This window comes from Streptococcus sp. FSL K6-1323, from assembly GCF_038630745.1.
Lineage (GTDB): Bacteria > Bacillota > Bacilli > Lactobacillales > Streptococcaceae > Streptococcus > Streptococcus salivarius_D.
On record NZ_CP152039.1, the window covers coordinates 1827238 to 1847477 of the forward strand.

General features: G+C 37.1%; 23 protein-coding genes. All 23 read right to left on the bottom strand.

Annotated features, from left to right (window positions below):
- Positions 1–350: 350 nt before the first annotated feature.
- The 23 genes from NST80_RS08475 to NST80_RS08585 all read right to left on the bottom strand — a co-directional run bounded on the left by NST80_RS08475 (position 351) and on the right by NST80_RS08585 (position 20205).
- A complete protein-coding gene (locus tag NST80_RS08475; protein WP_002884297.1) occupies positions 351–959 on the bottom strand; it encodes a DUF4230 domain-containing protein in 609 nt (202 codons plus the stop codon).
- A gap of 17 nt (positions 960–976) precedes the next feature.
- A complete protein-coding gene (locus NST80_RS08480) occupies positions 977–1102 on the bottom strand; it encodes a hypothetical protein (protein ID WP_002884447.1) in 126 nt (41 codons plus the stop codon).
- Positions 1103–1537: 435 nt separating this feature from the next.
- Complete coding sequence (locus NST80_RS08485; protein WP_037599158.1) at positions 1538–3643, bottom strand: ATP-dependent Clp protease ATP-binding subunit; 2106 nt, start codon at positions 3641–3643, stop codon at positions 1538–1540.
- A 726-nt stretch (positions 3644–4369) separates the two neighbouring features.
- On the bottom strand, positions 4370–4624 hold the full coding sequence (locus tag NST80_RS08490) for a Txe/YoeB family addiction module toxin (RefSeq protein WP_014634942.1): 255 nt from the start codon (positions 4622–4624) through the stop codon (positions 4370–4372).
- Between the two features lie 3 nt (positions 4625–4627).
- Complete coding sequence (locus tag NST80_RS08495) at positions 4628–4882, bottom strand: type II toxin-antitoxin system Phd/YefM family antitoxin (protein ID WP_013991075.1); 255 nt, start codon at positions 4880–4882, stop codon at positions 4628–4630.
- A 141-nt stretch (positions 4883–5023) separates the two neighbouring features.
- Entirely contained in the window at positions 5024–6115 is a 1092-nt protein-coding gene (locus NST80_RS08500; RefSeq protein ID WP_118172076.1) for a nucleotidyltransferase, read from the bottom strand.
- A 22-nt stretch (positions 6116–6137) separates the two neighbouring features.
- The gene (locus NST80_RS08505) at positions 6138–7895 is read right to left on the bottom strand and encodes an AAA family ATPase (protein ID WP_037599156.1); all 1758 of its coding nucleotides are present in this window, start codon (positions 7893–7895) and stop codon (positions 6138–6140) included.
- Positions 7896–7922: 27 nt separating this feature from the next.
- Positions 7923–8669, bottom strand: coding sequence for a class I SAM-dependent methyltransferase (locus tag NST80_RS08510; RefSeq protein WP_230309987.1), 747 nt, complete (start codon positions 8667–8669; stop codon positions 7923–7925).
- 441 nt (positions 8670–9110) lie between these two features.
- Complete coding sequence (rsfS, locus tag NST80_RS08515) at positions 9111–9461, bottom strand: ribosome silencing factor (RefSeq protein WP_002891669.1); 351 nt, start codon at positions 9459–9461, stop codon at positions 9111–9113.
- 14 nt (positions 9462–9475) lie between these two features.
- Positions 9476–9976 carry a cysteine hydrolase family protein gene (locus tag NST80_RS08520; RefSeq protein ID WP_037599154.1) on the bottom strand — a complete coding sequence of 167 codons (501 nt, stop codon included), beginning with the start codon at positions 9974–9976 and terminating at the stop codon, positions 9476–9478.
- Complete coding sequence (gene yqeK / locus NST80_RS08525; protein WP_183138271.1) at positions 9977–10573, bottom strand: bis(5'-nucleosyl)-tetraphosphatase (symmetrical) YqeK; 597 nt, start codon at positions 10571–10573, stop codon at positions 9977–9979.
- The gene (locus NST80_RS08530; protein WP_183138272.1) at positions 10570–11202 is read right to left on the bottom strand and encodes a nicotinate-nucleotide adenylyltransferase; all 633 of its coding nucleotides are present in this window, start codon (positions 11200–11202) and stop codon (positions 10570–10572) included. The genes yqeK and NST80_RS08530 overlap by 4 nt, the downstream gene beginning before the upstream one ends.
- A 107-nt stretch (positions 11203–11309) precedes the next feature.
- Positions 11310–11627 (bottom strand): ribosome assembly RNA-binding protein YhbY, encoded by a 318-nt coding sequence (yhbY, locus tag NST80_RS08535; protein WP_002884193.1) that lies wholly within the window; start codon positions 11625–11627, stop codon positions 11310–11312.
- Positions 11628–11862: 235 nt separating this feature from the next.
- Complete coding sequence (gene yqeH / locus NST80_RS08540) at positions 11863–12981, bottom strand: ribosome biogenesis GTPase YqeH (protein ID WP_045769062.1); 1119 nt, start codon at positions 12979–12981, stop codon at positions 11863–11865.
- Complete coding sequence (locus NST80_RS08545; protein ID WP_002884676.1) at positions 12981–13508, bottom strand: YqeG family HAD IIIA-type phosphatase; 528 nt, start codon at positions 13506–13508, stop codon at positions 12981–12983. The genes yqeH and NST80_RS08545 overlap by 1 nt, the downstream gene beginning before the upstream one ends.
- Positions 13509–13645: 137 nt before the next feature.
- Entirely contained in the window at positions 13646–14563 is a 918-nt protein-coding gene (locus NST80_RS08550; protein ID WP_183138273.1) for a DMT family transporter, read from the bottom strand.
- Between the two features lie 76 nt (positions 14564–14639).
- Entirely contained in the window at positions 14640–15023 is a 384-nt protein-coding gene (locus NST80_RS08555) for a hypothetical protein (RefSeq protein ID WP_004183296.1), read from the bottom strand.
- An 89-nt stretch (positions 15024–15112) separates the two neighbouring features.
- Positions 15113–16459 carry a PTS cellobiose transporter subunit IIC gene (gene celB / locus NST80_RS08560; protein ID WP_004183297.1) on the bottom strand — a complete coding sequence of 449 codons (1347 nt, stop codon included), beginning with the start codon at positions 16457–16459 and terminating at the stop codon, positions 15113–15115.
- A 60-nt stretch (positions 16460–16519) separates the two neighbouring features.
- Positions 16520–17026 (bottom strand): hypothetical protein, encoded by a 507-nt coding sequence (locus NST80_RS08565; RefSeq protein WP_004183299.1) that lies wholly within the window; start codon positions 17024–17026, stop codon positions 16520–16522.
- Positions 17027–17055: 29 nt separating this feature from the next.
- Positions 17056–17370, bottom strand: coding sequence for a PTS cellobiose transporter subunit IIA (locus NST80_RS08570; RefSeq protein ID WP_004183301.1), 315 nt, complete (start codon positions 17368–17370; stop codon positions 17056–17058).
- Between the two features lie 9 nt (positions 17371–17379).
- Entirely contained in the window at positions 17380–19362 is a 1983-nt protein-coding gene (locus NST80_RS08575) for a BglG family transcription antiterminator (protein WP_155213954.1), read from the bottom strand.
- Between the two features lie 157 nt (positions 19363–19519).
- Positions 19520–19834, bottom strand: coding sequence for a PTS cellobiose transporter subunit IIB (locus NST80_RS08580; RefSeq protein WP_003096262.1), 315 nt, complete (start codon positions 19832–19834; stop codon positions 19520–19522).
- 131 nt (positions 19835–19965) lie between these two features.
- Positions 19966–20205, bottom strand: coding sequence for a SemiSWEET transporter (locus NST80_RS08585; RefSeq protein ID WP_004183305.1), 240 nt, complete (start codon positions 20203–20205; stop codon positions 19966–19968).
- Between the last annotated feature and the right edge of the window lie 35 nt (positions 20206–20240).

Below are 20240 nucleotides of genomic sequence, written 5' to 3' on the forward strand. Positions count from 1 at the left end.
GATACTAGATTGTGACGAACTAAATGGTGTTGCTTCAATACTATTGTTAATTACAATAGTTGATTCAATATTAATTTCTTTATCCGTTAAGTTATCAATAATAATATTTCCACCAGTTCTTGTTATTTTAATATTTTTATCACTATATAGTTCTTCCGTTTTTGCTACTTTTTTTTCGAACCCGTAATACTTTGTCCTACTTTTGACGTATTATTGCCATTAGTAGAATTTTCATTCGAAGAATCTCTAATAGCCAAAAAAATTATTAACAATGTAAATATAAATCCAAAAACTGCAAATACATAAACGCTAACATTAAAAATTTACTTTAACATATCTTTTCCTTACCTTTATTTTTGAGTTTCAATTGTCACTTTTGCCTCGTGGTCCAAAGATTTAATCATTGTAGAGTAGTACTTCTCGGCTGACTCCTTTAATAATTTTTTATTGTCCTTTATAAAACCTTGTTGTTCCTTATTTGAAAAACCTTCTGCAACAGCCTCACCAGTATCTATGTCTTTAGTCGAATAACTAAGAATCCCTCCACTAGTATCGTAGAGTGTATAAGGTTTGTCTTTATCTAATTCAACACCAATAACTTCAAATTTGGGTAATGTAACTTGATAATTATGATTACCATTATCTTTAATGGTTACATCATTCTTAATACCGAATTTTGCCGTATAATTTAGAATAATGAGTGCTTTCTTTTCTGAACCAGGTATTACAAAGTTACTACCAAATAACTTTGTATTATTTTCTATTGACTTAACTTTTTGAATAGATGCATTGAGTAAAACTAACTCACTGACCTTTTCCAAAGATTTTACATTTACTATGATTTCTGTCTTTGGTTTTTGATTACCAGATGACTCACTCCCTTTATATACGCTAAGAAAAATGAATCCTACGACAATCACTAATAAAATCGCTAAAATACCATATATTATCTTTTTCATACTTTTTTCCTATTAACTCATTTCTTCAAAAACAACTGGATTAACAATCCTGCAATCACAATACCAGCTGCAATTAGGGGGTTCAACATTGCTATTCCTACAAGAAGTAGAATAGCCAAAATCCATAAAACTACTTTTAACATTATTTCTCCTTATCAAATAACAAAAGATTGTAATATTAAACCCAAGAAATCACTAACTAAAATTTAATTTTACACAAAAATTATATAGCGATATGAATGCGTTGTCAACGCTTTCTTGAAAATAGAATATATTTTTAACTATTTACCATATTATCATAATTTAAACAATTTTATCTCATTTTATATTTAAGAATAAATATAAAAGTCACAGCTATACACAATACAAGACTTTCCGCTGTGCTAAAAGTGAGAGAAGCAATAATGTTTCCCTCACTCGGAAGATTTGAGACCCAGGCTCAAATCTTAGGAATGGAATCCGCTAGGAAGTCACTTCCGTCCCTAGCACCCAAGGAAAGTCTAAAAAATTTATAAAAAGAAAAGCAGAGACGTTTAACATCTCTGCTTCATAAATAGGATTAGGAGGCTTTATGCTTTTTATTTAGCATCTTTTTCTTTGATAACCAAGACACCATCTTCCATATCAGCTTCTAGGTGTTTAGCATCAAGGTTATCCAAGTGGAAGTCTGTGACTTTGTCACGGATTTGTTGTTCAACCACACGGCGGAGTGGACGAACACCCATGACTTCGTCGTAGCCTTCTTCAGTCATGTATTCTTTAGCAGCTTCGCTAACTGCCAAGTCAATGTCTTTCTTAGAAAGCGTCTTGTTAACTTCAACCAACATAAGGTCTACAATCTTAGAAAGATCTTCTTTGCTCAAGTGTGAGAATTCGATGACAGCATTGAAACGGTTAAGGAATTCTGGACGGAAGTAAGGTTTCAAACGATCCATAAGTTCTGGTTTATCAGCATCTTCTGTCAAGTTAGCTTCGTAACCAAAGCCAGCGTTTGAAGTTGCGATAATCACAGTATTCTTGAAGTTTACAGTGTTACCTTGACCATCTGTCAAACGACCATCATCCAAAACTTGGAGGAGAAGGGTGATGACTTGAGGGTCAGCCTTTTCAATTTCGTCGAGAAGGACGATTGAGTATGGGTTACGGCGAACACGTTCTGTCAAAGTATTGCTATTGTCATCATAACCAACATAACCAGCTGTTGTACCAATCAATTTAGAAACGGCTGTGCGGTCGCTGTATTCTGACATGTCCAAACGGATGATAGCATCTTTTGTTCCGAACATATCAAGAGCCAATTGTTTAGCCAACTCAGTTTTACCAACACCAGTAGGTCCTACAAAGAGGAAGCTACCAATTGGACGGTTACCTTCGTCAAATCCTGCACGGTTACGACGGATGGCACGTGCCACTGCTTCAACGGCTTTATCTTGACCGATAACCTTAGTTTGCAAACGGTGGCCCATATCTTTCAAACGTTCGATATCAGTTGCTCCCATTTGCGATACTGGGATACCAGTCATACGTTCTACAGATTCAGCCACATCGTTAACAGTTGCAGTGACTTTAAGGTCTGCTGTGTGGTTAGCAATTTTCTTTTCAAGTTCTTCAATGCGAACTTTAGCATTTAGAGCTGCTTCGTAGTCTTCTTTGGCAGCTGCAGCTTCTTGTTTAGCTTTTTCTTCTTCGATTTCATGTTCAACAGCATTCACATCAGTCACTGGGTGTTGAGCAGCCAAGTGAGCCGCTGTTACATCGACAAGGTCGATAGCCTTATCTGGCAAGCTACGTTGTGGAATGTATTGGACAGAGAAATCTACTGCTGCTTTCAAGACATCATCTGGCAAGATAACATTGTGGTGTTTTTCATAAAGATCACGAATACCTTGGAGAATCTTGAAAGTATCTTCTGCAGAAGGAGCATTAACCTTAACTTCGTTGAAACGACGAGCAAGAGCAGCGTTCTTCAAGATAGTGTTACGGTATTCATCCTGAGTTGTTGCACCAATCACTGTCAATTCACCACGTGAAAGAGCAGGTTTCAAGATATCAGCAAGACCTTTAGATCCTTGACCATCACCAGTGCTTCCGGCACCAAGAATTTGGTGGATTTCATCGAAGAAGAGAATGATATTTCCAGCTTCTTTGACTTCATTTACCAAGTTTTGAATGTTTTCTTCAAAGCTACCACGGTATTGCGTACCAGCTTCAAGTCCAGAAATATCAATTGAGATGATTTCTTTGTTCTTGATAGCAGCTGGGACATCACCATTTACGATGGCTTGTGCCAAACCTTCAACTACGGCTGTTTTACCAACACCAGCGTCCCCGACAAGGACTGGGTTATTCTTGGTACGACGAGCCAAGATTTCGCAAGCTTCTTGGATTTCTTTGTTACGTCCGATAACAGGATCCAATTTACCTTCGCGAGCTTCTTCAGTCAAGTTACGACCAAGTTTAGCAAGGATACCATCTTGTTTAGGTCCTTTACCTTGGTGTTGAGTTGAGTTCACTGCTTCACCTTCATTACCAGGCAATTGACCTGTTTGACGGTAGATAGCAAATTCTTCAGGTGTCACTTCACGACCGTTAATCATGTAGCGACGGTTTTCTGAACGGTAACCACCCATGTTACCCATCAATTGATTGAAAAGATCATCCATATTGTTAAAGTTGTTGTTCATATAATTACCTCGTTTTGTGTTTTCTTGTGAAATTTTTTAAGTGTTATTTTTTATGTTAATGTGTAAGTTTTGACTTTTACTGACCAAAACCCTAAAAATTTTTAGTAGCTTCAACTACTCTTCTAATAATTTCAGGTTTTGCTCTTGGTAGGAGACTGAGAACTTTCTCAGTCTTAAACAAATTGTCATTTAGCATAAGAGCCACCTTCTTTCTGTGAATCTCTCAATATAGCTAACTCCCAAGTCCCTTTTGAAACTACAAACAGTTTTTTCAGAAAGAAACTTGAATATTAAGGAATCTTTTCTCCTTATAGTTTTATCATATACCTTTCATTTGATCAGGTCAAGAATTTGGTTTTGACTTTTACTGACCTTTCAGATGAAAATTTTTGCAGACTAGCTGCAATCCTTTTTTTATTGGTATATGGGCTATTTACATAACCTTCATAAGGATTTCATTTCCTTATGTTTATATTGTACAACATTAGTCAGTAATAGTCAATAGTTTTTTTGACTTTTTTTGACCTTTGTTATCATTTTTTTGTAGCCAAGCTATAATTACCTTTTTACAATAATCTAGCCAATGCTACAAAACTTATAAGGAAGATAAATCCTTATGTAACTATCATACACTATTAGTCAGTAAAGGTCAATAGTTTTATTTGATCTTTTTTGACCTTTTTGAGAATATTTTCCGAAAAGTAAAAAAGCCTACCAAAGGTAGACCTAATAATGATCTTTAAAAGATAGAAAAGCGACGCTCTTACCATCAATCATATAAATCAAACGATTTTCAGCATCAATTCGTCGAGACCAAGCTCCTTGAAAGTCATACTTTAAGGGTTCTGGCTTACCAATACCTGAAAAAGGATCCCGTTGAATGTCTTTAATTAATTTATTGATTCGCTTGAGGGTCTTCCTATCTTGATTTTGCCAATAACAATAATCTGTCCATGCATCTTCAGTAAAAGTGAGTAACATTTCCTACTCCTTTATTGCATGTTCTTGAGTCTCTCCAGCACGTACCTGAGCCATTCCTCTTAAAACCTTGTCTGATAGTTCTTTATTTTGAACAATACGCAATGTTTCTTGAATGCTATCCCATTCACTCTTTGAGACCACTACAATATCTTCATCAGGATTTTTATTGACTACAGCTAGAGGTTCAAACTCATCATTAACCTTCTTCATATAATCCTTTAAATGATTTCGAAACGTTGAATAGACGACTGCTTCCATTAGCATACCTCATTTTCCTCTTTTCTTTTATTATATACCAAAAGAATAAACTTGTCAGGAACTTGTACAAGTTTATCCTTTCTATTACATTTATTCGCAAAAGAAGCAAAAAAGCCTACCAGAGGTAGACCTTCTATAAAACTATTTTACTCTAATTGGTATGCGTCCGAAGTTTTGTTCGGAAAGCTCGGGATTGCCTAATTGATAAACATTATCCGCTTGTTGTGTAAGCATATCCCAAGGCTCCCTTCCAATCCGAGCCACTATATCCACAGACTTTTTCACAGATTTGAGATGAAACTGCCCTTTTTGAGAAAATCCAAGCACATGAACAGCCTGGGGTAAAGGATTATCCACAGCCCCGACCAGGATATAGGTCAAAATACGACGTACCCGTGCTTTTGTATAGCGTTTGGTTGCTACCTTATCCACCAGTTCCTCCACAGAAGAAACCTCACGGATAGCAGCCTTTAGACGACTAGCAATCTCTTCATTAACCTGGAAAACACTAGTCAAATCAGAGTTTGTAAGAATCTGATAAACCAGCAATTGGAAATAATTATCCCAAGAAACTTGTGGAGAAGTCTGAAAAAGTTTGCTATTTGGCATGAACTTATCCACAAAATCACTATCTTGCTTGTGGAGACGTAGGCTGGTTGCTGAAGCGAAAGATACTTCCTTATCTGAGGAATGATAGCCGGCCCCTTGTCTCTGAATAGGATTCAACTTAATCCCCTTACCAGCACAAGCTTTGGCATAGGCTAAGCCTAGAATATGGTTGGGTGTATTGCCAGTAAAGGCTACACCAGCAAACTTTTCCCACATTTTTTGTGTCTTTTGTGGATAAGATAAGTCACTCGATAAATTTTCCACAAAGGCTTCCATTTCCTCTGACTTTTCAGCATAAACATCTGCGATAGTCTGATAGTCTAGGACTTCTTCCGTGCCAAAGGTAAGGCTATCGATTCCCAGTCGGGACAAGATATCGACGGCACCAGCAGCAAAATAATCGGCAGACTGGACAGATGTCAAGAAGGGCAACTCAACCACAAGGTCTGCTCCATTTTCCAAAGCCATCTGAGCCCTAGTCCACTTATCCACAATAGCTGGCTCACCTCGCTGAACAAAATTCCCAGACATGGCAACGATTTTTACGCCCTCAGCCTGATCCAAGAGATACTTGTGACCGTTATGAAAGGGATTGAACTCAGCAATAATACCTGTAACTGTCATTTTTTCTCCTACTTTTCAACATTTATGTCTCTACACCTTCTATAAGGTCTGAAATTACATTTTTAACATCCTCATGAATCTCATCTTCATTCATTTCTTTAAACACAATATCATTCGTACAATCTTGATTATATTCTTCTTTTATAAATTCATAAAACTTCTTTCTTAGATTTTTACCATTAATCATCGAAATTTTATTTTCAAGTCCCTTATTCCATGAAGAATAAAATAATTCTTCACATTTATCACGAGCCTTCGATGCCTCCCATTTAGGGTTTAATTCTTTTTCATAACCTGTGCCGAGAGAAACTGTTTTATCATAAAATTTATTAAATGTCTGTTCTCGAAAACTATCACAAATTTCTTCTAGTTTTTTATAAAAATTTTTTCTATCATTACTTTTAGATATCCTAAATAAGACTTCTGGAACCAAAAGATAATTTTCAAATTCCTTTTTCGTCCAAATATGGAGTTTTATTACATCTGATGTCTCATCCCTTATTGAATCTAAGTGAGATTCAGGGTAATAGTCCCTATCCAATACACTAATTACACTTATATTCGAATCAATTTTAGAAAATAATTCAGCTACTTTATTGTATTTCTCAAGATTCGAAAATCCTCCTATTTTTTCATAGAATATATTATCGATTGAAAAATCACTATCAGGATACAACTTCTCATAAAATTTCTTCAGTAAAGACATATCATTACCTTCAAGAAACAGTAATTTCTTATAAGTAAACAACCGTATCAAAGACATATTTTGAATACTTCCAATTTCATCTACAACACCTTGAAGCTTAGACAAATTAAGCGTATACTTCAATTTTTTCTTTTTATTACTAACATTCAGAATATTCTCTGAATCGACTTCAGAAATAATTTCTATAGAATGAGTCGCAATAATCACTTGTTGAAAATTTCTACGAACATATTTCAATAATTTTCGTTGCAAATCGGGGTGCATATATATATCTGGCTCATCTAAAATAACCGTCGTTATACCTTGGTTTTTTGATTTAGTAACAAACCACATCATTTGTAACCACATTTGAAGTCCATTACCAACATATCCTAATTCTGTCATAAAGTCATTCTCTCCTACGACTAAAGAGACCAAAGTATTATCTGAAGAGTATTCAAGTTTTGGAGGATTTATTTGCAGATTTTTCCATGTTTGCTTTATTAATGAAGAAAATTCATTAAATACTTTTTCATCATTAGTCATTTCCAAATAAATCTCGTTTCTGAAGTGCAATGATGCTAAATATGTATCTTTATCTTTCATTACTGTTTCTTTCGACAAATATTTTTCAATTTTTTTTAATGGACCTATTTGAGGTAAAATATTTAACTTAGGAAATCCAGAATTATTAAAAGTACCTTTATTAGTAATAAGTTTACCATTCGAGTCATAAATAAGTGCAAATATTAAATCATCATGGAAGTGAACTATAATTTTATAACCATCATCAAATCCTGCAGTGAGTTTTGGTTTAGAATCTTCGTCATAGTTATGAGGAATCGTACTAGTATTGATTTTTAACATCTTACCATTGACAATAATACATTTAGCTTTTCTAGGAAAATCAAGAACCAAACTCTCAGGAATATTTTTAAAAGTTGGTTTGGATAGAGCATAAGAAATTATTCTTAATGCTTCAATAATAGTTGATTTTCCTGCATTATTTTTTCCAACTGCAATTGTTAAATCCTTAAACTCTAGTTTTGTATCTTTAAAGCAACGATAATCTTCTAAATGTAAAAATTTAAGCATCTAATTAGCATCTCCCTTTTCAAATTTTTAAAATAATTTATTACATACGAAAAACCATCGTTTGCTGGTCTTTGTTGGCTCTTTATCTTCAAAGTCAGCATAAAGTTTGAAAGATTTGAAGCCAGCTTGCTCCAACAAGATATCATAAGTCAAGACCTCATAGGTACGCTCCTCATGGACCTCATCATGGCGACTAAAGCTTCCATCTTCCTCTTGGACAAAGAAGGTTAATTCATGAACAATAGAATGCGGTGCCGCATCCTCATAGGTATCCCAAAGCATGGCAAAGTCTTCTGCATTTTCATGGTAAGAATAGCCAGGGAAAACCTCATCCGTTTGATAGGTTGAGTGCACATCAAAGATGAAGACGCCATCTTCATTAAGGGCATTGTAAACCTCCTTGAAGACGTCCCCAACCTCAACTTCGTCCTGCATATAGCAGATTGAATCTGAGTAGCAGGTCACAAAATCATACTTGCCCGCTTGCGATAAATCCAACATGTTGCCTTCAATAAAGTCAATTTTCTGTTTGGCTGAAGAGGCACGCTTCTCAGCAATTTTCAACATATCAGCACTCAAATCGAGTCCAGTTACATCAAAACCAGCTTGAGAAAAGCGAACAGACTGAATTCCAGTTCCACAAGCCAATTCAAGCAATTTCTTTTTGTCCTTAGTCTTTGGCAAATGACGGAGGGAAAAATCCGTCCACAAATCGTAAAGACTATCATCCATAACAGCGTCGTATACCGCCGCAAAAGTTTCATAAGTAGCCATAATTATGATACCAAGTTCGCCCGTAATCGGAAAGGAAATTAGGGGAGTGAGACAGAACGAATTTTCTTAGAAAAATCGTTCGTTGTCTCACCCCCGCAAGGCTGATTAGGTACTCTTCCGAGCTTAAAAAGCGAATGAAGAGTCCAATCAGCTACTGCGCCAAATAATAAATTTTAATATTAATAATTTAACATAGAGCTATCTATTTTCCGACGATTACAGGACGGGTTCAAATCCTTTCTAAGATACAAAGAGCGTCAAAAGCAAAGAGAAAATAGGAAACTTTCTGCCGTATCACCAGATACAAGGAAAGTTTATCTTTTTCTCATGGCTTTTAACTCGTGTTCAGTTGACAAACCAACCAAACACAAGGCTATATCCTTCCTATTAAATCTTTAGTTTAACCAACAAAACCCAGTTGTCGCCAACTGAGTTCAATTTTTATGCCAAATAAGCTGACACATCCACCATTGGTGCTTCGTGCCAGAGTTTTTCAAGGTTATAGTGAGCACGTTCATCTTCTGTAAAGATGTGAACAACGACGTCGTTAAGATCCAAAAGAATCCAACCACCCTTGTTGTCACCTTCCATGTGACTAGCGTCAAGGCCAGCTTCTTTCACTTTCTCACGGATGTTGTCGGCAATAGCTTCCAACTGACGGCTATTCATTGCACTCAAAATAACAAAGTAATCTGTTAGGCTTGTAAGGCCGTACAAATCAAGGGCAACAATGTCTTCAGCTCGCTTTTCATCAGCAGCTTTGACAACCAATTCAAGTAATTCTTCTTTCATTTAATCCTCTTTCATTAAAAAATCGTTTTGTAATCTAAGACATCCGCAAAACACTCATCCCAAATGTTCTCATAAAATTCATTAATTGTTTCTGCCGGAATGTCATCTCCATCAAAGGTTGTAACAGCACCTTCAGGAATTACTAGCTTGTAGCCGTGTTCAAAAGCAACTTTAACGGATGTATCGACACAATATTCTGTTTGCATACCACACAAGACTAGTTGTTTAATTCCTTGTTGCTCCAAGTATTCTTTTAAACCTGTCTCTTTAAACATACTATTGTATTGCTTCTGAAACACCTTTTCATCAGGCTGTCTCTTTAATAGTGGCGATAATTGCCAATCTTCAGAGGTTAGAGCCTCATTTGTTTCAATATGTTGAATGTAGATGATTTCAATCTGCTGTTTTCTAGCCTGATCTTGTAAATAAGAGATTTTCTCTAACAGCTGTTTCGTTTCAAAACCTGTTTCTACTAAGATATTTTGTACATCAATAATGATAAAAGCAGTTTTCACTCATTGATCCTCTTTCAAGTACTTCACAAAAGCATTATAGGTTTCCAAGGTTTGTGGGAAAATCGGTAGAGCTTGATGGGCCAAGTGTTCTACCGTATGGACTGTCTCAAAAGCGACTGCCTTATCCAAGGATTGCTCTGCTACTTGTCTAGCTTCCTCTACCAAAGGGAAATTACGGTTATGCTCAATATAATCAGCCACATAGACAATCTTATCCAGAGTTGACATTTCATGGCTTCCGACGGTATGGATTTCAATACTGCGTAGAATCTCGGGATCAGTCAATCCCAAATCTTCTTGGATTTTGTAAATCCCAACCATGCCATGCCAGACATTATTCCCCCAATTTTTCAATTCAGGATCAAGCTTATATTTATCAATAAGCCCCAAGAATTCCTGATCTGGGAGTTCCTTGGCATAATCATGAAGCAAACCAGCCAATCCGGCTTTCTCAGTATCATATCCGTACTTTTCAGCAAGAGCAATAGCAGCTCGCTCAACACCCAGAACATGATTGAAGCGTTTAGGGCTCATGACCGCTCGAACTTTTTCAAGGAGTTCTTCACGAGAATAGTCTAGGTATTTTTCATAGGTCATTTATAGAGCCCCGCTTTCTTGATGTAGGCAAGTACAGACTGTGGCACCATAAAGTTAGGTGTGCGATCCTTCTTAATGTAAGCTCTGACTGCACTTGAACTAATATCCATAAGGGGCACATCCACCCAAATAACTGGGTAAGACGTTCCAGCCTTATACTTAGGACGCTGAACACCAACAAATTGTACCATCTCGATAAGTTCATCAATACGATGCCACTTAGGTAGGTATTCGACCATATCCGCTCCAATAATAAAGTAATAATCCGTATCAGGATTGGCTTCCGTCAAGAGCTTCATGGTGTCATAAGTATAGCTGATTCCCTTACGTTCCAACTCAATGGTTTCGATGTCCAATCCTTCGATACCGTTAATAGCCAACATAAGCATATTAAGGCGGTGTTTTTCATCAATGGTCTCTTTTTTATTGACATGAGGTGGCTCATATTCAGGCATGAGAAGAACTTCATCGAGACCTAACTGCTGACGCACCTGATCAGCAACAACCAAGTGGGCATTATGAACAGGATTGAAGTTTCCACCTAATATTCCCACTTGCTTACGGCCTGTATCTTTGATTTCTTCCTCTAGTTGAACCTTTGTAAATGGGGTTACGAGATCTAGTGCCATGTACGCCTCCTCTTTCTCAAGCATTATACAACTGACTTAAGGCTAGCTTTAATGCTTCAAAAGTGTTCCTATACCTTAGTTTTTCCTTCACCAAGCAAAGTCGGCAACTATTTTTGGATAGCTTTGACCTTTGGTGACAACTTACGATTTTCTTTTTTAGCTGATTCTTTATAGAGAATCAAGATACGTCCAATCTTAAGGACTGTATCACAGCCAATTTCTTCTTCCAAAATTTCGGCAACTTCATGGATATCTTCCATGGTATTTTGGAGTAGGGTTACTTTGATCAATTCACGAGCATCAAGGGCGTTACGAACGCTAGTTTTGATGTGGTCGTTAAGACCGTTTTTCCCGATTTGTACAATAGGTTTGAGAGTGTGTGCTTCCGATTTGAGGAAGGCACGTTGTTTTGATGTTAATGACATGTTTATTCCTTTTAATTTTTTTGCTGTTTTTCTAGGGTGATACGGACACAAGCAAACCTTCGATTTCATAGCTAATTTTTGAGCCTAGGGTCTCAAAAATTCCGAATCTAAGTCACATTTTATGTTGCTTGGACTATCACGGCGAAAAACACATCGTTTGCTTATGACGAAAATCTAGGCAAACTTCATGTTCATTGAAAAGACTCTTTTTATACTTTTAACTACTTTATTAAGTTTAAATAATCGCTTTTCGTACGACGACGCCAACACCTTCTGGTGCCCAGGCAGCAACGATGGTTGGTTGGTCAGCTTTTCCTTGGACACGAATCCAACCTAATCCCGAGAAGACAATGTCTGTCTTATCTTTGACAGTAAATTCGTGACGAACAAGTTTTGGAAAATCAGCCAGATCCTTTGGTCCAGGAGGCACGAGAAGACTTCCAACATGCTTATCATAGAAGGCATCTGCGCCTTCAAGTTTGGTACGATGAAGCTTCAAGTTATTATCAAAGAAGGCTGTAAAACCTTGCTTATTCCCATCAATAAAGTCAAATCGTCCAAGACCACCTAGGAATAGGGTTTGACCTGCATTTAACTGGTAAGTTTTTGGCTTAATTTCCTTCTTCGGACTAACGTACTTGAGGTCCTTCGCTGACAGATAGTGTGCCATCTGGTGGCGGTGGATGATTCCTGGTGTATCAAAAATGTAAGTACCATCATCCAAAGGAATTTCAATCTTATCAAGGGTTGTTCCAGGGAAACGAGAAGTCGTGATAATATCTTTATCACCTGTAATTTCCTTGATAATCGCATTAATTAAGGTTGATTTACCAACATTCGTCACACCGACAACATAAACATCACGACCCTTACGGAGTTTTTCAATACGCTGAATCAACTCTTTAATGGCGTGATGATTTTGGGCAGACGTCAACATGACATCCACGGGACGCATGCCTTCTTCATGGGCACGTTCTGTCAACCATTGAGTTACCTTACCATCTTTAACAGATTTAGGTAGGATATCCTTTTTATTTCCGACCAAGAGCACATCATTACCAGAAACAAAGCGTAACAAGCCTGGAATGATTGATCCATTAAAATCGAAAATATCAACAACATTGACAACGAGGGCATCACTGTCTCCAACTTCATGAAGCAATTTTAAAAATTCATCATCTGTGATGTGGACATCCACAATTTCATTGTAATGACGAAGGCGGAAACAACGTTGACAGTACAACTCACCTGTTTCTTCAGCTTTTTTTATAGAGCTAGCAGGTGTGTAACCAGCCTTTTCTTTATCTTCTGTTTGAATTTGGGCTCCACAGCCAATACAAAATAATTCTTCCATTAAATTCCTTTGTTAAAGGTCATTGGACCATATGCTTTTTCAATCTTTTTCCACATGCGACGCTCACGCCAACGATTAAACTTGGTTACCCAAGCATCTGATTGCACCAAGGGCTTAACCAAAATCGAGCGAATACCAGCTCGGTGGCTCGCTCTGATGTCAGTCATGAGCTGATCTCCCACCATAACGACCTCGTCACGGTTAAAGTGGTAACGCTCAATCGCTTCATTAATCCCTTTCGTAAAAGGTTTCATGGCACGACTCACGAAATCCACATGGAAATTGGCAACCGCACGTTCAACACGTTCATGTTTATTGTTAGAGACCACAACAACTGGAATGTCAGCCTCTGTCATCTCATCTAACCAAGCACGTAGCTCAGGAGTCCCATCAGGGTTGTTCCAAGCAATCAAGGTATTATCCAAATCGACCAAGACAGCACGAATACCGTGTTCACGTAGCTGGTCAGGTTTCAAATCATAAACAGCCTCCACCATAAAATGGGGCCTGTAATCGTCTATACTCATTTTCTCTCCAAAATGTTAGTTTACCTCTTATTCTACCATATTTTTAAGGTTTATGTGTGGGACTTTAGTCCTATTTTTTAAGAACATCTTTGACATTAAGGTATCGAAAAAGAACCACAATCACTTGGGCTCTATCTTTATCTTTGAATTTTCTCTTGTTTTTTAAGGGCTACTAAATCCTTAAGCGAAATGAGGATAACAGCAAGAACAATTAAAATCATTCCAAGCACATCAATGGCAAAGAAGTGGTCACCCATGATTAAGACCGTTAAAATGACCGATGCCACTGGTTCTACCGATGCCAGAAGACTTCCTTTTACAGCGCCAACCATGGTTGTTCCCTTGAGGAAAACTGTATAAGCAAAAACTGTCCCGATGAAGACCAACCCAAAGAGTGCTAAAAGATTGCCACCAGTCAAGGGTAACTCATACTTCCAGGCTTGGATAGCAATCGGAAAGATTAGACCACCGAGTAACATTCCTAGACCGATGACAATCAGACTGCCCCACTTTTCAATAGCTTTAGCAGGCAGTAAGATATAGAGTGCATAGGTTACTGCCGAGAAGAGGCCCCAGAACAAGCCAATAGGTGTGATAGCCAACTCTGTCACCTGACCATGCGTGGCGATAATAAAGGTTCCCGCAATAGCCATGATAATCGCCACTAACTCTGAGACCGTTGGAAATCTGCGGTTCTTTGCACACACAAAAGCCAGAATAAGGACTGGCGTGACATACTGTAAGACTGTCGCAGTTCCAGCGTTGGTGTACTGAATAGCACTGAGATAGGCATACTGATTCAAGACCAGACCAAAGAGAGCAAATAAGGCGATACTTACTAAGGTTTTCCTATCTTTAATGGCTTGTACTAATTTGTCTCGCTGCCTAAAAAAGACCGAAGCCGTTAGTAAGGTCCCAGCTAGAATCAAACGTAAACTCGTCAAAAGATTGACATTAACCCCATGAGACATCAGGTATTGACCAGAAACCCCTGAGATTCCCCAGGCAATCCCAGCAGTTATGACCATCAGACTACCTTTTAATTGTTTAGACATGTGTTTTCCTCGATTATGATAATGCCTATTTATTATAACACAGGGAGTTGCCAGCCAGGCGATAACTTCAGAAAAATTAAACTGTTTTTCTTGAAGAATTTTCCAGCCACCAACCGACAATCCAGCCAAGGACTAAAAGATAATTCTCAAAAGCTCCAACAGCATTAACAGAGTGATGATATTGAAGATAGCTAAGGAAATGATTTGTTCCAATACCTAGGCCTCCCAGAATCAAAGCAAGCAGAACGGCTCTCAGATAAAACCAATCGTACTTGATGTTAACGGCAAGGAGGATGACCAGAACCGCCACATTCCAAATACCAATCTCCCTCTGCCATCCAACCGAAATACCGTAGCCCGAATGACTTCCCATATAGGTGGGAAAGAATAGCTGAAAAATAATGGCACCAGTCATGGCAAGGATGACAAGGATAAATAGGAATCTTAAGAATTTGTTCATGGGGTTTCTCCTGTTTAAAAGATGCTTAATTTAATATCACTAGTATAACAAAAAAGACCTCAACCAGAGTTGAGATCTTTAATCAAAAATTAAGCTTCTTGTTCTTCTTTCAACAATTTCTTATCGTAGACACGAATAAATGGGAAATAAACAAGGAAGGCGGCAACAGCACAGACAAGAGCAACTAGGACAGCACGGAGATCTGCAGTTCCTAAGAAAGCTCCGATTCCCACTGGGGTTGGCCATGGAACCTGTGCAATAACAGGATTAATCAAATGCAATGCATTAACAAAGTAGTAAATAGTAGCTGTAACCATTGGCGCCAAGATAAATGGAATCGCTAATGCTGGATTATAGATAATTGGCAAACCAAAAATCAATGGTTCATTAATGTTAAATAATGCTGGAACAACTGAGGCACGTCCAATCGCTTTTAGTTGCTCTGACTTGGCAGCAAAAGCAATGTAGAGACACAAACCAAGAGTTGCACCTGATCCACCAGCGATAACAAACATGTTAGAAAATTCACCAGCTACAGCATAGTGTCCACCAGCAGCATTTTCTGCCATGTTAGCAAGTGCGATAGGGTTAACGAAAGCAAAGATAATATTAGCTCCATGAATCCCTACAATCCAGAGAAGCTGAGTTAAAAGATAAATAATCATTAATCCAATCCATGAGTTAGTTAGGTTAGCAACAAACCCAAATGGAATAGCAATAACTTTAAAGATGTCAGTTCCCAGCGCTACGAGTGCACCATTAATAAAGATAACTACAAATGCAACGACGAATCCTGGAATCAAGGCTGTAAATCCACGTGAAACTCCTTCTGGAACAGCTTCAGGCATTTTAATAACCCAATTACGTTTTACACATGTACGATAAATAAGGACTGTCACAATAGCCATGATAATAGCTGTGAAAATACCAGTTGTACCAAAGCGAGTTACTCCATTACCCATTGCCCAACCGTCAACAACGACTGCACCTTCTTTTAGGCTACCTACAGCCTTCATCATTCCACCGTCAAAAATGATTTGTGGAACTGTCATGATAAAAGCCATGAGCGAAAGAAGAGCACCGTTTAGAGGATTCATATTTAGATCTTCTTCTTCTGCATAGATTTTAGTTAACTCATAAGCAAGTGAGAGAACAAAGTAAAGTGAGAGAGAACCCATAGTAGCATAGTTAGCAACCATGTATAGAGAAGTAAACTTATCAAATGAAGCTGAGAAAATATCAGCTACAATTGGCCAGAATGAGAAGGCTTGTGGCAGAATACTAAATACCAAGAACATTGACCCTACAATAGTAAATGGTACAGCTGCCATACCTGCTGCCGTGATTGCACGTACAACTTTAAACTGGGCAAGTTTTCCCATTGGTCCCATGACATGATTTTCAAGGAAACCAAACAATCCGTTTTGTTGATCCATAATCGGACCTCCTTAATAATAATTTTATATTTATTTCAATAGCAATCCTTTTAAAAGATGTTATAAGGTCACAGAACTCTTTTCTAACTGGATAAAGCGTTGATAAGCCTTATCTTTACGTTCATATATTTCTTGAATTCTTTTAAGATTTAACAAGCATAGGCCAAAACCTAGTAAAAGAATAACGAAAACGAAGAAACGTGCAGCTTGATTATTTTCAAAAATTGGGAAAAGAGTTGTGAACAAGCTCGTCCAAGTTAGAACAAGTAGTCCCATCTGAATAACTGCCTGTGAGCGGATAAACATCTGAGTCACCTTCAAACGTTCATCACGCTTGCCATACAATCGAAACTGCTCAACAGTAGCCAAAATCGCTAATACAATTAGTGTGATAGGGAGAACAATAACAAAAGAAGGACGAATAAATTGATTCAAAAGCCAATAAATATTGCCAAAAAAGAAGAGTGCTATTGTATAACGTAGAAGAAGGTAGCGATTAAAGAAAGTATTTTTTAATGCTGTCTCCCGACGTTGACGCTCGATTTCTAGTTGTTCTTTTTTTGTCATTGTCTTCCTCCTTGTTTAACTATATATGCTTAACCAACCTTTCTATGAAGAACCAGCATTTCTTTTGCCACTTCCAATAGAGTCATTGTAGTCATTAAATGGTCTTGAGCATGGACCATGATAATTTCAATCTTAATTTCTACACCACTTGCATAGTCTTGCAAAAGTTTTGTTTGTGCATGGTGTGCTTCTAAAATTTCTTCATTTGAATGTTCTAACTTAGCTTCTGCTTCGTCAAAACGACCTTCTCGCATATCGGCAAACGCTTCATGAATTTCTGTTCTAGCAGTACCTGAATGAAGAATAATTTCAAAGGCTGCAACCTGTAGTTCTTCTTGATTCATATGAACCTCCTATGTTATTTTTTCAAATATTGTAATAAAATCTTCAAAATCCTTGCAATTGATTAATTGCTTTTGTAAGTCATCATTTTCTGTTAAGGAAACTATTTTCTTCGTCACATCCTTCAACCCATCATTACCATATAATGATGGTGATAAAAGAAAAACAAGTTGAATATGTGAACTTTGATTATCCCAAGATATAGGTTCTTGACAGATAGCAACTGATACTTTAACTTCTTTCCCCAAAGGCCTAATGGGATGTGGAACCGCAATTTTTTCAGAAAAGACGACAGAACTTAATTCCTCACGCTGTTTAATTTCGTAAAGTAAAGATTGTTTGAAATCATCCGATTCACCGACAGATAGACCTTCAACCATTTCTTCCAATAGTCGTGTTTTATCACATTTCATCCATACAAAGAAGTTATCTTGACTAAAGTATTGTTTAAAATTATCGTCTTTAATCCGAGCTACTTCTGAACGATTTCCAATTCTCGAAACTTGCATCTGGTCCATAGCCTGACGGATCTGAGATATTTCTTCGGTTTTAAGAAAAACACTCACTGTAAAAACTGGTATCTGAAAGTAAAGGTTTGATAAATCAACAGCCGATACAATAAAATCAATACCGTCTATTTTTTCTTGGTTCAACTCATAGTAACCTATGACATCAACCACCTCTATACGATTCCCAAGCTCAGATTCAAGACGATTTTTAAGCATTTGAGCAGCCCCAAATCCTGTCGCACAAATCGCCAATACTGAAAATTTATGGTTTTCTTTTCGACGTTCGATAGCAGCTAAGAAATGAAGACAGACATAAACTATTTCATCGTCAGATATAGTAGCCTGTGAAAAAGCTTCCATATTTGCAAGAATTTCCTTGGTCATGAAGAATACATCACTATAATTCTGTTTAACCTCATCTACCAATGGATTACTAAGATCAATATGACTGGCTAAACGTACCTGTAAGGTCATCAAATGGGTTATAAGACTCTCAACAAGTTGAAAATCTGAGGAAAAGTGGTATATATCGTCTAACCCTAAGGTTTCAAAACTTTGGACCAACGAGTCTCTCAGTGCCTCTTTAGAAAACTCTGTTTGGTTGTTTTGGGGTAACTGACTTTTAGCTAACAGATGTAAGGTAATATAATCGATTTCTTGAACTGGAAATTCTTGATTGGTTACCTTACTAACTCTTGAAAGAATCTTCTTAGCAACCCGACGTTCGATGTCGTTAACTGCCATCTGACAATCTAAGTTACTAATTTCAAAACCAGACTTGATACGGCCTATTGCTAAAGCTATATGAACAACTAAATTTTGTAAAACAAAATCCGATAACTTCAGATTAGCTTCCTGACATTCTTCTAAAACAATCTTTGCCAATTCCTCTAATGGAAGATTTTGGTCAAAAAAATTTGACTTCACATAAGAGTGTAGTGCTTTAAAAAACTGGTTCTCCAAGAAATAACTCATAATAAAGCGACGTTTGTCTCGTTCTTCACCAGAAACGTAGACACCTTTATTCGCTCTACTTTCTATAGTTAGGCTGTAGTCAGCTAGCATCTGGCGAATCTTTTTAAAATCATTACATAAAGTTGATCGACTAACATATAGCTCCTCAACTAAATCATCAAAAAGAACCGGAACCTGTTCAAACAAGAGCTTATTTAAAATGAAGGCTAGACGATCATCACCTTGAGACATAGACGTTTTTGTACTATAATCGTTGCCTAATTCATAGATTAGACGAAAGGTTTGGCAAACTTCTTGACTTTCAAAAATTAGTCGATAGCCTTGTCCTTGTTTTGACACTAAGCTAACACCTTGAAGGTTTAAGGTTTGATCAATTGATTTCAAGTGATTACGTACAGTTCTATCCGAACAGGACAAGTATTTAGCAAGTTCCTTACTTGTAACATAACGTTCCCTGTGCTTTAACAAGAATTGAAGGATGCCTTTTTCTCTAGTATTTGACACTCTCATATCCTCCTAAAAATGATATTCTCACCTTCTATTATAGGATATTTTCACACCTTAAATTCTTTTTATTGAGCATAAGTCATATTATGAATCATTTATAATTTAGCTAATAGATAATATTAACTAATACCTATTTTTTGCACTATTTCTTTAATGAAGATTAGATATTTTCTACAATCAAATTAGCCATTTTTTCAATTCCCATTGGGATTGGAATATAGGCTTGAGGTGGAATTTGAACAACTGGTTTTCCGACTTTAGCACCTGCTTCTTCAAACTGTTTAAAATACATTTTTGTTTGAGGACTTACAAGGTACAAATCAAACTCTGATGCTGCAATAGCTTTTCCGCCTTCAGTAGCACTAATAGCGTCAACCTCAATATCCTGACCTTTCCCCTTTAAAAACTCCGTTGTTTTCTTCGCCATGAGTGATGAAGACATTCCTGCCGCACAAATAATCAACGCTTTTGCCATAAGATTTTCTCCTTTAATCTAATCCCATCAAATTGATACCTGATTGGGTTATTTCTTATTTACATTTTAATTATAAAGTAAAACGCTTACAATTACCATTGCTGATTTTTCCTCAACGATACGGAAAATAATTATTTGTACTTCAATTTATAAATCAAAATAATCCCAGATAGCAAGAACGAAACACTATTAGCCAAAATCAAAGGTAAGTCACCAATATGAAGACCATGAGCAAGCCACAAAGCAATGCCAATAACCTGCATAACATACATCCCTAAGGCAATCGATTCAGTATCTTTTGTTTTTACTACACGCACAACTTGCGGCAAAAAGGCAAATGTTGTTAAAATTGCTGCAATGCTACCAATCATATTTATTCTCCTATGTTTACTAAAGAAGCTGGGAA

What these genes read in the sequence shown, in the direction of transcription:
- NST80_RS08475 (WP_002884297.1), bottom strand. Translation starts at nt 959, where the DNA reads ATGAAAAAGATAATATATGGTATTTTAGCGATTTTATTAGTGATTGTC.
- NST80_RS08480 (WP_002884447.1), bottom strand. Translation starts at nt 1,102, where the DNA reads ATGTTAAAAGTAGTTTTATGGATTTTGGCTATTCTACTTCTTGTAGGA.
- NST80_RS08485 (WP_037599158.1), bottom strand. Translation starts at nt 3,643, where the DNA reads ATGAACAACAACTTTAACAATATGGATGATCTTTTCAATCAATTGATG.
- NST80_RS08490 (WP_014634942.1), bottom strand. Translation starts at nt 4,624, where the DNA reads ATGTTACTCACTTTTACTGAAGATGCATGGACAGATTATTGTTATTGG.
- NST80_RS08495 (WP_013991075.1), bottom strand. Translation starts at nt 4,882, where the DNA reads ATGGAAGCAGTCGTCTATTCAACGTTTCGAAATCATTTAAAGGATTAT.
- NST80_RS08500 (WP_118172076.1), bottom strand. Translation starts at nt 6,115, where the DNA reads ATGACAGTTACAGGTATTATTGCTGAGTTCAATCCCTTTCATAACGGT.
- NST80_RS08505 (WP_037599156.1), bottom strand. Translation starts at nt 7,895, where the DNA reads ATGCTTAAATTTTTACATTTAGAAGATTATCGTTGCTTTAAAGATACA.
- NST80_RS08510 (WP_230309987.1), bottom strand. Translation starts at nt 8,669, where the DNA reads ATGGCTACTTATGAAACTTTTGCGGCGGTATACGACGCTGTTATGGAT.
- rsfS (WP_002891669.1), bottom strand. Translation starts at nt 9,461, where the DNA reads ATGAAAGAAGAATTACTTGAATTGGTTGTCAAAGCTGCTGATGAAAAG.
- yqeK (WP_183138271.1), bottom strand. Translation starts at nt 10,573, where the DNA reads ATGACCTATGAAAAATACCTAGACTATTCTCGTGAAGAACTCCTTGAA.
- NST80_RS08530 (WP_183138272.1), bottom strand. Translation starts at nt 11,202, where the DNA reads ATGGCACTAGATCTCGTAACCCCATTTACAAAGGTTCAACTAGAGGAA.
- yhbY (WP_002884193.1), bottom strand. Translation starts at nt 11,627, where the DNA reads ATGTCATTAACATCAAAACAACGTGCCTTCCTCAAATCGGAAGCACAC.
- yqeH (WP_045769062.1), bottom strand. Translation starts at nt 12,981, where the DNA reads ATGGAAGAATTATTTTGTATTGGCTGTGGAGCCCAAATTCAAACAGAA.
- NST80_RS08545 (WP_002884676.1), bottom strand. Translation starts at nt 13,508, where the DNA reads ATGAGTATAGACGATTACAGGCCCCATTTTATGGTGGAGGCTGTTTAT.
- NST80_RS08550 (WP_183138273.1), bottom strand. Translation starts at nt 14,563, where the DNA reads ATGTCTAAACAATTAAAAGGTAGTCTGATGGTCATAACTGCTGGGATT.
- NST80_RS08555 (WP_004183296.1), bottom strand. Translation starts at nt 15,023, where the DNA reads ATGAACAAATTCTTAAGATTCCTATTTATCCTTGTCATCCTTGCCATG.
- celB (WP_004183297.1), bottom strand. Translation starts at nt 16,459, where the DNA reads ATGGATCAACAAAACGGATTGTTTGGTTTCCTTGAAAATCATGTCATG.
- NST80_RS08565 (WP_004183299.1), bottom strand. Translation starts at nt 17,026, where the DNA reads ATGACAAAAAAAGAACAACTAGAAATCGAGCGTCAACGTCGGGAGACA.
- NST80_RS08570 (WP_004183301.1), bottom strand. Translation starts at nt 17,370, where the DNA reads ATGAATCAAGAAGAACTACAGGTTGCAGCCTTTGAAATTATTCTTCAT.
- NST80_RS08575 (WP_155213954.1), bottom strand. Translation starts at nt 19,362, where the DNA reads ATGAGAGTGTCAAATACTAGAGAAAAAGGCATCCTTCAATTCTTGTTA.
- NST80_RS08580 (WP_003096262.1), bottom strand. Translation starts at nt 19,834, where the DNA reads ATGGCAAAAGCGTTGATTATTTGTGCGGCAGGAATGTCTTCATCACTC.
- NST80_RS08585 (WP_004183305.1), bottom strand. Translation starts at nt 20,205, where the DNA reads ATGATTGGTAGCATTGCAGCAATTTTAACAACATTTGCCTTTTTGCCG.